The 12,134-nt window shown below is 64.5% G+C and carries 16 protein-coding genes; 11 read left to right on the top strand and 5 right to left on the bottom strand.

Going from position 1 to position 12,134, the window contains the following annotated elements; genetic code table 11:
- Positions 1-48: 48 nt before the first annotated feature.
- The gene (locus VF34_RS18030; protein ID WP_045841825.1) at positions 49-1,308 is read left to right on the top strand and encodes a M16 family metallopeptidase; all 1,260 of its coding nucleotides are present in this window, start codon (positions 49-51) and stop codon (positions 1,306-1,308) included.
- On the opposite strand, the gene VF34_RS25895 is transcribed toward VF34_RS18030, so the two are convergent.
- On the bottom strand, positions 1,289-1,612 hold the full coding sequence (locus VF34_RS25895; protein WP_442970673.1) for a TetR-like C-terminal domain-containing protein: 324 nt from the start codon (positions 1,610-1,612) through the stop codon (positions 1,289-1,291). The genes VF34_RS18030 and VF34_RS25895 overlap by 20 nt on opposite strands.
- Between VF34_RS25895 and VF34_RS25890 the strand changes: the two genes are divergently transcribed.
- On the top strand, positions 1,557-1,994 hold the full coding sequence (locus tag VF34_RS25890; RefSeq protein WP_442970672.1) for an SDR family oxidoreductase: 438 nt from the start codon (positions 1,557-1,559) through the stop codon (positions 1,992-1,994). The genes VF34_RS25895 and VF34_RS25890 overlap by 56 nt on opposite strands.
- A gap of 19 nt (positions 1,995-2,013) precedes the next feature.
- Here the strand turns inward: VF34_RS25890 and VF34_RS18020 are convergent, their stop codons facing one another.
- Positions 2,014-2,757 carry a polyprenol monophosphomannose synthase gene (locus VF34_RS18020; RefSeq protein ID WP_032407117.1) on the bottom strand — a complete coding sequence of 248 codons (744 nt, stop codon included), beginning with the start codon at positions 2,755-2,757 and terminating at the stop codon, positions 2,014-2,016.
- Between the two features lie 86 nt (positions 2,758-2,843).
- On the bottom strand, positions 2,844-3,611 hold the full coding sequence (locus VF34_RS18015; RefSeq protein ID WP_032407070.1) for a 2-phosphosulfolactate phosphatase: 768 nt from the start codon (positions 3,609-3,611) through the stop codon (positions 2,844-2,846).
- A gap of 70 nt (positions 3,612-3,681) precedes the next feature.
- On the opposite strand from VF34_RS18015, the gene VF34_RS18010 reads away from it, so the two are divergent.
- Positions 3,682-4,116 carry a hypothetical protein gene (locus VF34_RS18010; RefSeq protein ID WP_032366446.1) on the top strand — a complete coding sequence of 145 codons (435 nt, stop codon included), beginning with the start codon at positions 3,682-3,684 and terminating at the stop codon, positions 4,114-4,116.
- A gap of 125 nt (positions 4,117-4,241) precedes the next feature.
- Positions 4,242-5,699, top strand: coding sequence for an APC family permease (locus VF34_RS18005; protein WP_032407071.1), 1,458 nt, complete (start codon positions 4,242-4,244; stop codon positions 5,697-5,699).
- A gap of 2 nt (positions 5,700-5,701) precedes the next feature.
- On the opposite strand, the gene VF34_RS18000 is transcribed toward VF34_RS18005, so the two are convergent.
- Positions 5,702-5,977, bottom strand: coding sequence for a hypothetical protein (locus VF34_RS18000; RefSeq protein ID WP_027496773.1), 276 nt, complete (start codon positions 5,975-5,977; stop codon positions 5,702-5,704).
- A 99-nt stretch (positions 5,978-6,076) separates the two neighbouring features.
- On the opposite strand from VF34_RS18000, the gene VF34_RS17995 reads away from it, so the two are divergent.
- Positions 6,077-6,712, top strand: a complete 636-nt coding sequence (locus VF34_RS17995) for an AMIN-like domain-containing (lipo)protein (RefSeq protein WP_156158540.1) — start codon at positions 6,077-6,079, stop codon at positions 6,710-6,712.
- 89 nt (positions 6,713-6,801) lie between these two features.
- Positions 6,802-7,251, top strand: a complete 450-nt coding sequence (locus VF34_RS17990; protein ID WP_045841823.1) for a DNA-binding transcriptional response regulator — start codon at positions 6,802-6,804, stop codon at positions 7,249-7,251.
- A gap of 1 nt (position 7,252) precedes the next feature.
- On the opposite strand, the gene VF34_RS17985 is transcribed toward VF34_RS17990, so the two are convergent.
- Positions 7,253-7,966, bottom strand: coding sequence for an aquaporin (locus VF34_RS17985; protein ID WP_045841822.1), 714 nt, complete (start codon positions 7,964-7,966; stop codon positions 7,253-7,255).
- 290 nt (positions 7,967-8,256) lie between these two features.
- On the opposite strand from VF34_RS17985, the gene VF34_RS17980 reads away from it, so the two are divergent.
- The 5 genes from VF34_RS17980 (at position 8,257) to nuoE (ending at position 12,134) form a co-directional block, all read left to right on the top strand.
- On the top strand, positions 8,257-8,616 hold the full coding sequence (locus tag VF34_RS17980) for an NADH-quinone oxidoreductase subunit A (RefSeq protein WP_027496775.1): 360 nt from the start codon (positions 8,257-8,259) through the stop codon (positions 8,614-8,616).
- A 71-nt stretch (positions 8,617-8,687) separates the two neighbouring features.
- Complete coding sequence (locus VF34_RS17975; protein WP_045841821.1) at positions 8,688-9,242, top strand: NuoB/complex I 20 kDa subunit family protein; 555 nt, start codon at positions 8,688-8,690, stop codon at positions 9,240-9,242.
- The gene (locus tag VF34_RS17970; RefSeq protein ID WP_082079219.1) at positions 9,239-9,943 is read left to right on the top strand and encodes an NADH-quinone oxidoreductase subunit C; all 705 of its coding nucleotides are present in this window, start codon (positions 9,239-9,241) and stop codon (positions 9,941-9,943) included. The genes VF34_RS17975 and VF34_RS17970 overlap by 4 nt, the downstream gene beginning before the upstream one ends.
- Positions 9,943-11,241, top strand: a complete 1,299-nt coding sequence (gene nuoD, locus VF34_RS17965) for an NADH dehydrogenase (quinone) subunit D (protein WP_032366449.1) — start codon at positions 9,943-9,945, stop codon at positions 11,239-11,241. The genes VF34_RS17970 and nuoD overlap by 1 nt, the downstream gene beginning before the upstream one ends.
- A complete protein-coding gene (nuoE, locus tag VF34_RS17960; RefSeq protein ID WP_045841820.1) occupies positions 11,238-12,134 on the top strand; it encodes an NADH-quinone oxidoreductase subunit NuoE in 897 nt (298 codons plus the stop codon). Before nuoD ends, nuoE begins: the two co-directional genes overlap by 4 nt.

Below are 12,134 nucleotides of genomic sequence, written 5' to 3'. Positions count from 1 at the left end.
GCCGTTCCAGAGACCAGCGGCACCGACACGGGCGTTCGACGCACGACTCTGCCCGGCGGCCTTCGGGTCGTCACCGAGTTCGTTCCTGGGGTCCGCTCGGCCTCGGTCGGTGTGTGGGTCGGCGTCGGCTCACGCGACGAGCAACCCAGCGTTGCCGGTGCGGCGCACTTCCTCGAACATCTGCTGTTCAAGTCGACGCCGACGCGTAGTGCGCTCGAGATCGCCCAGGTGATGGACGGTGTCGGGGGAGAGCTGAACGCATTCACTTCCAAGGAGAGCACGTGCTTCTACGCGCACGTGCTCGACGAGGACGTCGCGCTCGCGATCGATCTCGTCAGCGATGTGGTGCTTCGTGGTCGGTGTAGATCGGCAGATGTGGACGTCGAGCGTCAGGTGGTCCTCGAAGAGATCTCCATGCGCGACGACGATCCCGAGGATCTCCTGGGAGATGCTTTCCTGGAAGCGATGTTCGGTGATCACCCGATCGGGCGTCCGATCATCGGATCTGTCGAATCCATCGAATCGATGACCCGTTCCCAACTGCATTCGTTCCATGTTCGCCGCTATACGCCGCAACGGATGGTCGTCGCCGTCGCAGGCAACGTCGATCACAAGCAGATCGTGTCGTTGGTACGTCGCGCCTTCGCGGGTCATCTGGAAAAGGGCCTGCGGCCGGCCGAAAGGCGTGGTGGCACAGCGCGATTGCGGCAGAATCCGACGCTGAGCCTGACCACCCGGGACAGCGAACAGGCGCATCTGTGCCTGGGCGTGCGGGCGTTCGGACGTCACGAAGGACACCGCTGGGCACTGTCGGTACTGAATTCTGCTGTCGGCGGTGGGCTCAGTTCTCGCCTGTTCCAGGAGATCAGGGAAGAGCGCGGACTGGCTTACTCGGTGTACTCCTCGGTGGATACGTTTGCCGACAGCGGGGCGTTCTCGGTGTACGCGGGATGCCAGCCGGAGAACCTGGGCGAGGTCACCACGGTGATTCGCGAGGTGCTCGCCAAGGTTGCGGCCGAGGGCATCACCGATGCCGAGTGCGCTCGCGCCAAGGGTTCGTTGCGCGGTGGATTGGTGCTGGGACTGGAGGATTCGGGTTCTCGGATGAACCGTATCGGTCGCAGCGAACTGAACTACGGCAATCACCGCGACATCACCGACACGTTGGCGCGGATCGACAGTGTCGGCAACGACGAGGTACGCGAGGTCGCTGCCGTGTTGCTCGACCGGCCTTTCGGTGCCGCAGTGGTCGGCCCCTACAAGAACGTCCGCCAGCTGCCGGCGTCGGTCAAGTCTCTGATTCGCTGACGTTCCTGATCGCGTCGCGCACTGCGCATCGGATCAGGTCCGGCACCGCCGAGGTGTCGGTGATCGGCTCGAACGCTCGGGTGGCGTGGAGCGCCGCAATTCCGTGCACGGAGGTCCACAGTCTCAGCGCTGTGAACTGTGGATTCTCCGGCACGACGGCATCGAGTGTCGAGGTGAGAGCCTCGAACAGGGGTCGCGACTGTCCGCGCAGATTCTCGCCGGAGCCCTCGAGCAGGTCGTGTCGAAAGATGAGCGCGAACATCGCGGGGCGCCGCGCCGCGAACTGCACGTACGCGTGCGCCATCGCATCCAGTGCATCTCGGGGCGAATCCGACTGCTGTGCAGCAGAATTCAGTGCGGTCGAGAGATCGACCAGACCGACTCGGGCCACGGCCGCGGCCAAAGCGCTCAGTGTCGGAAAATACCGTCTGGGAGCGACACCGACCGTGGCCGATTCCTTGATCGAACGTGGCATCACCGTCAACACGATCAATCCTGGTCCGACCGATACCGGTTGGGCAAGTGCGGATCTGAACGACTTCTTCTCGCGCCACATGCCACGTGGGCGGTGGAACTCACCAGAAGAGGCCGCAGCGGTCGTGGCGATGTTGCTCTCGCCCGATTCGGGCTCGATCACCGGTCAGGTAATCGGCGCCGAAGGTGGATTCCGACGCTTCACGCCGTGATCACGGCGCGGCGCCTCGGTCAGAGCTTCTTTCTGTTCCGCAACAACTTCCAGGGCACCAAGGCAGATTCGAGCTGGACCGACAGGCTCATCTTGGATTCGCCCTCGCTGCGCTCCTCGAACGTGATGGGGACTTCGGCGAGCGTGAGCCCGTGTTTGACGGTGCGGTAGTTCATCTCGACCTGGAATGCGTACCCGTTGCTCTCGACCGAGGCCACATCGATGGTGCGCAGCGTGTGCGCGTGCCACGCCTTGAATCCCGCTGTCGCATCCTTGACGCCCAGTCGCAGGATCGTGTTGACGTAGAAATTCGCCCATGCAGACAGGGCCTTGCGGTGCCACGGCCAATCGGCGGCGACCGCTCCGCCGGGAACATAGCGAGACCCGAGAACGACAGCAGCATCGCTGGTGTTCAGCTTGTCGATCATCGCCGGGATCACCTCGGTGGGATGCGACAGATCGGCGTCCATCTGAATGACGATGTCGGCACCTTCGTCGAGGGCGCGGGTCATACCTGCGACGTACGCGCGGCCCAGTCCGTTCTTCTCGGTGCGGTGCAGAACGGAGACCTCGAGGGGGCCGTCGATGGCGAGTTTGTCGGCGATGTCACCGGTTCCGTCGGGGGAATTGTCGTCGACCACGAGAACACCGAGCCCCTCGACCTTCAGCCCGGCCAGCAGTTCGACCAGCTTGGGGAGGTTCTCGCGTTCGTTGTACGTCGGTACAACGACGGTGGTCTTCGGGGCGACTCGTTCCGTACTCACCACCGTATGATCCGTGATTCCGTGTTCCGATCAAAATTTCGGACACGATCGGCCGCGTCGGTGCGGGTTTTGGAGGCCCGATGGGGCTATCGGCCTCGGTGCTCGACGAAGGTATCGCCGCGCAGTATCGGCACGCAGGAACTCGAACCGACTTCGGCGGCGATGTCGACGTCCTCGGGGTGGCCCATCGCTATGAGCTCCCGCCCCGAGCCGCATCGCCGCAGCTGGGTAGCTATATCCGCCGCGGCCGCGTGCCACGCGGTCGCAGCGACCACCGCCTCGGGGGATGGATCGAACAGGCCGGACTCCACGAGCGGTGCCAGCACGGCTCCGGCACCCCACAAGTCCTCCACTGCGGGCCGCAACGACGAATCGGGCCATCTCTCGCCGGCGGCTATGACGGCAATCACGCTGTGGGGGTGCTCGTCGACGACCCACTGCGCGATCGCGGCGGCGTTGCGGAGCGATGCGCCCACGCACGCGTCGACCCGGGCGGCGAGTGCGTGGGCGATCGTGGAACCGTTCGGCGACGGCAACACGAGTCGACTCGGTGGCGGTGCGGCGGCGCGCACGGTGGCAGGACACAAGCTGACGTCTCCCGGCGTGGCAACCGAACGGCCGACTGCGAGAACGGCGTCGTGTTGCTCGGCCAGGTGGGTGGCACGGTCGTCGCGCCATCGGCTGGGTACGACGTCGATTCCGGCGTCCACCGCCACCGTCAGAGTGGTCGTGAACGACAGGACGTCCACGACGACGGCGATGTCGGCACCGGCGACCACAGCGTCGATCGCGGACAGGCCCCACTCGAAGCGCAATGCGCAGTCGTTCTGAGTGTGGGCGGAGTCGACCGGCATTGCGGAACCGTAACCAACATTGTGTCCGGTGCTACGTTCGGCGCGGACAGCGGAACCAGGGGAGGCGCGGATGCAGCTGGAGATCGACACGAAAGTGATCGTGTTCGCGTCGGGTGTGTTGCTGATGTGGGCGTTGGCGCTCGGAGTGCTCAAGTACCACCAGATGTCCACGTCGAGCGACGGAACCGCGCACAGATACGTCGACATCGCGCATCGGGCAGCGTTGATGTACTCCTTCGCTGCGCTCGTTCTTGCGGCTCTCGCGCACTACAGCGCCTGGCCGACGGTGGTCGACCTGACCGCAGCGGTGGTGGTGCTGGTGTTCTTCGTCGCCGCGATCGCCGGCTACACCGTGCACGGGATCCGGCGAGACACCGAGAATCAGTTCGTCCATCCCGTTCCGGGGACGCACCTGTTCATGCTCGCTCTGATCGTCGGCGAGATCGGCGGGACCGCGGTACTGCTGGCCGGATTTTTCGCCGAACAATTCTTGGGACGGTCCTAGTGTCGCTCGGTCCCGAGGACCGTTGTGACGCAAGCAGTTCCGATTTGTCCGGATAACCGACAATTGCGAAAACAAACACCACCTTTCCTCCGGCGCGGAAACAGTGGATGGCTTAGCGTCGGGAAATGGGAATGTTTCGCACGAAGTCCGTCGACGAGATCGAGAGCGACGTCGACGACGAGGGGTCCGGCAGTCTGCGCAAGCAGCTCGGGTTACGCGACTTGGTCGGTTTCGGGGTCGGCATCGTCATCGGAACCGGCATATTCACGCTCACCGGTGTACAGGCCAAAGAAAATGCCGGCCCGGCGGTCGTGATCTCCTTCGTCATCGCCGGTGTCGTGAGTTTGCTTGCCGCACTGTGTTATGCGGAACTTGCATCGGCCGTGCCGACGGCGGGCAGTGCGTACACGTACGCGTACGCCACCCTGGGGGAGCTGTTCGCGTGGATCATCGGATGGGATTTGATCCTCGAATTCGCTCTGGGGGCTGCCGTTGTCGCTCGAAGCTGGTCCGGCTACCTCGCGGATCTCTTTTCTCTGCCACCCAGCTTGTTCACGGAGGAAGCGCCGGTGAACGTGGGGGCTGTTGCCATCGTCGCGGTGCTGGGCGTCATTGCCGCTGTGGGAGTCAAGGAGTCGGCGCGAGTGACCAACGTGCTGGTCCTGATCAAGGTCGCCATCTCGGTGTTCATCGTGATCGCCGGCCTGTTCTTCGTCCAGAAGTCGAACCTGGTTCCCTTCGTGCCCGAGTCCGTGCCCGCCGAGGCCGGTGGCTCGACGCTCGATCAGCCCCTGATGCAGGCCGTGGCCGGAATCGCACCCTCGGCGTTCGGATTTGCCGGCGTCGTCACCGCTGCAGCGGTCGTGTTCTTCGCCTACACAGGATTCGAGGCCGTTGCCAATCTCAGTGAAGAAGCCGAGCGGCCCGCCCATGATCTGCCTCGTGCACTGATCGGCACGCTCGTGGCATGCACGTTGCTGTACATGATGGTCGCGTTCGTCGTCACCGGCATGGTGAAATACACCGACCTCGACGACAGCGCACCCATTGCCAAGGCGTTCGATTCTGTGGGTGCAGGCTGGGCGGGTGTTCTGGTCTCGATAGCGGCCGTCGCGGGTCTGACGTCGGTCATTCTGGTCGAGTTGGTGACCATCAGCCGAATCGGCTTCGCGATGGGCAGGGACGGTTTGCTACCCAAGTCGGTTGCGAAGGTGTCTCCCCGTTTCGGGACTCCGACCCGGTTGACCGTCGGCGTCGTGGTGTTCGTGGCGCTGCTGGGGGCCCTGGTACCGCTGAAGGAACTGGCCGAGATGGTCAGCATCGGAGCCCTGTTCGCGTTTCTGCTGGTCTCGGCGGCAGTGCCGATCCTGCGTCGGACCAAGCCGGATCTCGAGCGGCCCTTTCGGGTTCCGCTCTCTCCCGTCGTGCCGATTCTGTCCGGGCTCTCGTGCGTCTACCTGATGGCCAACCTGGTGGTGGAGACGTGGATTCGGTTCCTGGTCTGGTTGGCCCTCGGTCTGTTGATCTACTTCGCCTACGGGCGCCGCAACGCGAGGTTGGCGACCGAGGTGGCCGACCGATAGACCTACCGTCGGTCGAGGTAGAGCTCCGCCGTCTCCGTTGCCACGGCCGCGACCGCCGAGGCGAGGCCGGGCTCGAGATCCAGAGCCGTCGCGAGTGGCTCGCCGCGAAGATTCGACGATCGAAGCAACTCCCAGGCCCGCTCGACCAGTCGCACCGAGGTCGGGTGGTCCAATTCCGGTCGGTTGGACCGCAGCGCGGTGGCCGCCCAGTCCGCGTCGAACGTCCCGTTGGGAGGTCCGAACACGCGTTCACCGGACGAATAGCTCGTGGGCTCCATGCTCGACGACGCTAGCAGGATTTGCGGCAGGTGGGACCGTGACCGAACCGGGCCGATCGACACTATCGAACCGATCGGTTTCATCTGTACGGTGAGTCGATGAGCGAGGGGTATCGCAGGCCTGTGGCGGCCGGGTCGGTCGTAGCACCACTGCTCGCTGCTGTGCTGCTCGTCGGTTGCTCCGCCGGTGAGGCCGCTCGCCCGACGCCCGATGCGTCACCGCCACCGAACTTCCAGACCGCCACCGGCTCGCTCGTGGTCGGTGACCCGTTCACCGCGCCGACCGCCCCCACCGAAACGGTGCCGCCGGTCGTGCCGGGACTGTCGCTGGAGGGAATTCGTCACCCGTCGGGCTCACCCGTGGCGGTGACGGACGTGGTGTTGCGAGCCTCCTCCGTCGAGTATCGACTGCGCGGCAACGGGCCGGTGTCCTACACGGTGCGCTACGTCGACGAGGCCGTCCGATACGGAACCAGTGAGCCGGTCGCGCTTCCCGGGCGAGCCGTACTCCAGGTCGACATCGCCGGTACCTCGACCGAGCCGGATGTCACCGTCGTTCCGTATGCCGGGCCGGATCGGATTCGCAACGAGCCGGACTCCGCCGTGGTGGCGGTCGACTTCCTGGCCGATGCCGATGGAATCTCACAGTCCTTCGTCGCCGTGGCGTCAGACCGTCCGGACTTCGCGGTGCACAGCACCGAGGAACCGGCCGCCGTGGTCGTCACCATCTCCTGAGCTGCCGCCACCCGACGTCGACGACGCGAAAGTACCTCTGCGACGTGCGTTCGGGCCCGGTCCACCGGGGGCCGCGCTACCATCGCGGTGTGTCCGACGCCACAGCGAGAGCAAGTTCGGCAGGTCAGGTGCATGTGCTCGTGTACAGCAGTAACGCGGCCACGCGCGCTCAGGTGATGTCTGCGGTGGGCACCCGGCCCGATCCGGCGCTCGGCGTCGTCGACTTCGTCGAGGTTGCCACCGCGGCCGTGGTCATCGAGCACCTGGACGCGGGTGGAATCGATGTGGCGATCCTCGACGGTGAGTCCTCGCCCGTCGGCGGACTGGGTTTGGCCAAGCAACTCAAGGACGAGATCGACGACTGCCCGCCGGTGCTGGTGCTCATCGGACGCCCCGACGACCGGTGGTTGGCCGACTGGTCGCGCGCCGAGGCCGCAGTTCCCCATCCAGTGGATCCGATCCAACTCGGGCGCGCGGTGGTCGATCTGCTGAGGCAGCACTCGGGTCGCGTCGGTGCCAGGGTCTCTCGATCGCGGTAGATCAGACCGTTTTCTCCGATGCGGGCACCGTCAGCACGAACCGGTGGATCGAGCCGGCGACAACAGCTCCGAGCACGGGGAACACCACGAACACCCACAGTTGTGACAGGGCAGGGCCGCCGGCGACGAGGGCGGGGCCGAGGGACCGAGCAGGGTTGACCGAGGTCGAGTCGATTCCGATGCCCAGCAGGTGAACCACGGTCAGGGTCAGGCCGATCGGGATGCCGGCCGCCACGACGGGGTGAACGGTGGGGGCCGTGGTGGCGAGTACGACGAGGACGAGCAGGCCGGTCGCGATCGTCTCGAACACCGCGACCGACGCCAAGCCGTACGCTCCGGGCGAGGAGCTGCCGAATCCGTTGGTGCCCAGACCGTCCGACGACATGTCGTATCCGGGACGGCCTGACGCGACGAACAGTACGACCAGTGCGCCGATCACTGCACCTGCGGCCTGGGCGGCGATGTAGAACGCAGCCTTGACCGGGGTGATTGCGCGAGCTATCAGGGCTCCGATCGTCACGGCCGGGTTGATGTGGCAGCCCGAGATCGGGCCGATCGCGTAGACGAGGGCAAGCAGTGTGAGTCCGAACGCCAGGGCGATGCCCGGGGTTCCGACGGTGTCGCCCGCGATGACGGCGGTGCCGACGCCGAATATCACGAGCAGGGCAGTTCCCAGTCCCTCGGCGGCGAGCGCCGAGACGGAAATCGACTTCATCGTCTCTCCTCAGTGGTGGCGGCAGCCCGGGTCGGGTGGCCGGAAATGTTCGGTGATTGGTCGTCCCTCGCGGTGTGGACCGCATGTGAGGAAAGAGTGATGTGGATCACATCAATGATTGGGTCCGAGGGTGGGTGGCCCATGCGCGTCAACGGTTTACGAAACTGGACTGCTCGAAATCCCGCGAGATCTGCACCGAGCCCATACTGTGTGGTTCAGGTCACATTGGTACGGCCGTCGCATTTACTTTCGCGGCGGCGCGGTCGTCGATCGAGGGAGCGGATGCCCGAATGAACGCCTACGTTCCGATTCTCGTCCTGGGTGCAGTCGCAGTCGCGTTCGCGGTCTTCTCGGTGATGGTCGGCACGATGGTGGGACCCGCCCGATACAACCGAGCGAAGTTCGACGCGTACGAATGTGGGATCGAACCCACAATGCATGCGCCTACGGGACAACGATTTCCGGTGAAGTTCTATCTCACCGCGATGCTGTTCATCATCTTCGACATCGAGATCGTCTTCCTGTATCCCTGGGCCGTCCACCTCGACGTTCTCGGTGCGTTCGGGCTCGTCGCGATGGCGTTGTTCGTCGTGAACGTGTCGGTGGCCTACGTGTACGAGTGGCGGCGAGGCGGGCTCGGTTGGGACTGACCACACGATCTCGGATACGACGACGGCACGATGCACTGTTCTCATTCTGCGGAAGCGAAAGAGCGTGATCGATGGGACTCGAAGAGAAGCTACCCAGCGGATTCCTGCTGACCACCGTCGAGGGGTTGGCCGGATACGCACGTAAGGGCTCGCTGTGGCCCGCCACCTTCGGGCTCGCATGTTGTGCCATCGAAATGATGGCCACCACGTCCGGCCGTTTCGATCTCGCGCGATTCGGAATGGAAGCGTTTCGCGCGTCCCCCCGGCAGGCGGATCTGATGATCGTGGCCGGCCGCGTCAGCCAGAAGATGGCTCCGGTGTTGAGGCAGGTCTACGACCAGATGGCAGAACCGAAATGGGTTCTCGCCATGGGTGTCTGTGCATCCTCGGGCGGAATGTTCAACAACTACGCGGTGGTCCAGGGAGTCGACCACATCGTGCCCGTCGACATCTATCTGCCCGGGTGCCCGCCTCGGCCCGAGATGCTGCTCAACGCAATCCTGGAGTTGCACAAAAAGATTCAGCAGATGCCGTTGGGTGTGAACCGGGAACAGGTGCGAGCGGCCGCCGAGGCGGCCGCATTCTCGTCCACCCCGACGATCGATCTGAAGGGTTTGCTCCGATGACGGCGCAGCCGCCGGGTGGGATGTCTCAGCCGCCAGGAAAAGTGTCTCAGCGGCCACGCGGGATGTTCGGGGTTCGCGGTAGTGGCGACACGTCGGGCTACGGTCGATTGGTGCCGCCGGCGGCAGCCGAGGACACCGCGACGCGGCCCTACGGCGGCTACTTCGATGCCCTCGTCGATCGGTTGGCCACCGTCCTTCCGGCCGTGAATCCCGTCGCTACGTTCGACGCCGCCGTCGAACGGGTGGTGATTCATCGCGGCGAATTGACGCTGCATCTGGTGCGGGAGTATGTGCCTGCCGTCGCCCAGGCGCTACGGGACGACGAAGAATTGCGATTCGAATTGTGTACCGGCGCATCGGGTGTGCACTATCCGGACCTGGTCGGCCGGGAGTTGCACGTTGTGTACCATCTGGTCTCCATCACGCACGGCCGTCGGCTCCGACTCGAAGTTGCCGTCCCCGACGACGATCCACACAGTCCGTCGCTGTGCGGGGTGTATCCCACCAACGATTGGCACGAGCGCGAGGTCTACGACTTCTTCGGCATCGTCTTCGACGGTCACCCTGCATTGACGCGGATCGAGATGCCCGACGACTGGGTCGGTCATCCACAACGCAAGGACTATCCGCTGGGCGGAATTCCCATCGAGTACAAGGGCGCTCGCGTCGCGCCTCCCAACGAGCGCAGGTCGTACAACTGATGAGTGCAACGGACGAAACCATCTACGCGGTCTCCGGACAGGACTGGGACGACGTCGTCGAGTTGGCCCGCGGATCGAGTACCGAGCGGATCGTGGTCAACATGGGCCCGCAGCACCCGTCAACACACGGCGTGCTGCGGTTGATTCTCGAAATCGAGGGCGAGACCGTCACCGAGGCTCGTTGCGGGATCGGGTATCTGCACACGGGAATCGAGAAGAATCTCGAGTACCGAAACTGGACCCAGGGCGTCACGTTCGTCACCCGCATGGACTACCTGTCGCCGTTCTTCAACGAAACCGCATACTGCCTCGGCGTGGAGAAGCTACTGGGTATAACCGACGACATTCCCGAGCGCGCCACGGTGATCCGGGTGATGCTGATGGAGCTGAATCGCATCTCGTCGCATCTCGTCGCATTGGCCACGGGCGGAATGGAATTGGGAGCGGTCACCGCGATGCTGTTCGGGTTCCGTGAGCGCGAGCTGATACTCGACGTCTTCGAGGCCATCACCGGCCTGCGCATGAACCACGCCTACATCCGGCCGGGCGGACTGTCGCAGGACCTACCCGAGGACGCGGTCGGCAGAGTACGTGAGCTCCTTCGCGTGCTGCCGGGACGCCTGCGCGACCTCGAACTCATGCTCAACGACAACCCGATCTGGAAAGCCAGAACCGAGAACGTAGGTTATCTCGATCTCACCGGATGTATGGCGTTGGGCGTCACCGGTCCGGTGCTGCGTTCGACCGGACTGCCCTACGACCTGCGACGGTCCGATCCGTACTGCGGGTACGAGAACTACGAGTTCGACGTGGTGACCGACACCGGATGCGACTGTTACGGGCGATATCTGATTCGCGTCGAAGAAATGAAGGAATCGCTCAAGATCGTCGAACAGGCCCTCGACCGCCTGCGTCCCGGGCCGGTCGTCATCGACGACAAGAAGATCGCGTGGCCGGCCGAGCTGGTCTCGGGACCCGATGGCCTTGGCAACTCTCAGGAGCATGTGCGGACCATCATGGACACCTCGATGGAATCGCTGATTCACCACTTCAAACTGGTGACCGAGGGAATGCGGGTCCCGGCCGGCCAGGTGTTGTCCTCGGTGGAGTCGCCGCGAGGGGAGCTCGGGGTACACATCGTCAGCGACGGTGGAACCAGGCCGTACCGAGTGCATTTCAGAGATCCGTCCTTCACCAACCTGCAAGCGGTAGCGGCAATGTGCGAGGGCGGAATGATCTCCGACGTCATCGCCGCGGTCGCCAGTATCGACCCGGTGATGGGTGGGGTGGATCGATGACCGCGCAGCCCCAGTCGGAACCGGTTCTGATTCAACTCGGAGCCCGGCCGGACGAACCGGTGCAACTGGCCACGCCGGGTGCACGAACGTCGTATCCCCCCGAGGTGCTCGCCCGGCTGCACGCCGACGCCGATATCGTCGTCGCGCGCTATCCGCAGGCCAGATCGGCCCTGCTGCCGCTGCTCCATCTCGTGCAAGCCGAGGACGGCTGCCTCACGCCCGCTGGAATCGAATTCTGCTCGGAGGTACTCGAACTCACCGGGGCGGAGGTGACTGCAGTCGCGACCTTCTACTCGATGTATCGACGCGAACCCACCGGGACGTACCGCGTCGGCGTGTGCACCAACACGCTGTGTGCTGTCATGGGCGGCGACGCCATCATGGACGCGCTGCGTGATCACCTGGACGTCGAGCACGGAGGTACCACCGCCGACGGCACGATCACCCTGGAACATATCGAGTGCAATGCCGCATGCGATTACGCCCCGGTGATGATGGTCAATTGGGAGTTCTTCGACAACAGCACCCCGTCGTCTGCGCGGGATCTGGTCGATGCACTTCGATCCGGCACCCAGGTCACTCCGACGCGTGGAGCACCGCTGTGCACGTTCCGCGAGACCGAGCGGATTCTCGCCGGATTTTCCGACGATCGGCCCGAGGCACTCGAAGCGACCGGTGGTGCAGGCGATGCCACCCTGGCCGGACTGCGATACGCGCGCGAACACGCGATGTCGGCACCCGAGGCCGGGGCACGACCGAACGACGATCACCCGGACGTCGGAGCCGCGGCCGCACCGGAGACGGTGCGAGACAAGCCCGCACCGGCACCCTCGGCGACCGTGCCACCACAACCGAACACCACCGAGACCGATCCACCGACGAAGGGAGCGTGA

It is taken from the genome of Rhodococcus sp. PML026, from assembly GCF_000963615.1.
GTDB lineage: Bacteria > Actinomycetota > Actinomycetes > Mycobacteriales > Mycobacteriaceae > Rhodococcoides > Rhodococcoides fascians.
This window is presented reverse-complemented; position numbering and strand designations above follow the sequence as displayed.

Excerpts from the sequence above, each read along its gene's own strand:
- VF34_RS25890 (WP_442970672.1), top strand. The coding sequence starts at position 1,557 with ATGAGCGCGAACATCGCGGGGCGCCGCGCCGCGAACTGCACGTACGCG.
- VF34_RS25895 (WP_442970673.1), bottom strand. The coding sequence starts at position 1,612 with ATGGCGCACGCGTACGTGCAGTTCGCGGCGCGGCGCCCCGCGATGTTC.
- VF34_RS18015 (WP_032407070.1), bottom strand. The coding sequence starts at position 3,611 with ATGCCGGTCGACTCCGCCCACACTCAGAACGACTGCGCATTGCGCTTC.
- VF34_RS18010 (WP_032366446.1), top strand. The coding sequence starts at position 3,682 with ATGCAGCTGGAGATCGACACGAAAGTGATCGTGTTCGCGTCGGGTGTG.
- VF34_RS18005 (WP_032407071.1), top strand. The coding sequence starts at position 4,242 with ATGGGAATGTTTCGCACGAAGTCCGTCGACGAGATCGAGAGCGACGTC.
- VF34_RS18000 (WP_027496773.1), bottom strand. The coding sequence starts at position 5,977 with ATGGAGCCCACGAGCTATTCGTCCGGTGAACGCGTGTTCGGACCTCCC.
- VF34_RS17995 (WP_156158540.1), top strand. The coding sequence starts at position 6,077 with ATGAGCGAGGGGTATCGCAGGCCTGTGGCGGCCGGGTCGGTCGTAGCA.
- VF34_RS17985 (WP_045841822.1), bottom strand. The coding sequence starts at position 7,966 with ATGAAGTCGATTTCCGTCTCGGCGCTCGCCGCCGAGGGACTGGGAACT.
- VF34_RS17980 (WP_027496775.1), top strand. The coding sequence starts at position 8,257 with ATGAACGCCTACGTTCCGATTCTCGTCCTGGGTGCAGTCGCAGTCGCG.
- VF34_RS17975 (WP_045841821.1), top strand. The coding sequence starts at position 8,688 with ATGGGACTCGAAGAGAAGCTACCCAGCGGATTCCTGCTGACCACCGTC.
- VF34_RS17970 (WP_082079219.1), top strand. The coding sequence starts at position 9,239 with ATGACGGCGCAGCCGCCGGGTGGGATGTCTCAGCCGCCAGGAAAAGTG.
- nuoD (WP_032366449.1), top strand. The coding sequence starts at position 9,943 with ATGAGTGCAACGGACGAAACCATCTACGCGGTCTCCGGACAGGACTGG.
- nuoE (WP_045841820.1), top strand. The coding sequence starts at position 11,238 with ATGACCGCGCAGCCCCAGTCGGAACCGGTTCTGATTCAACTCGGAGCC.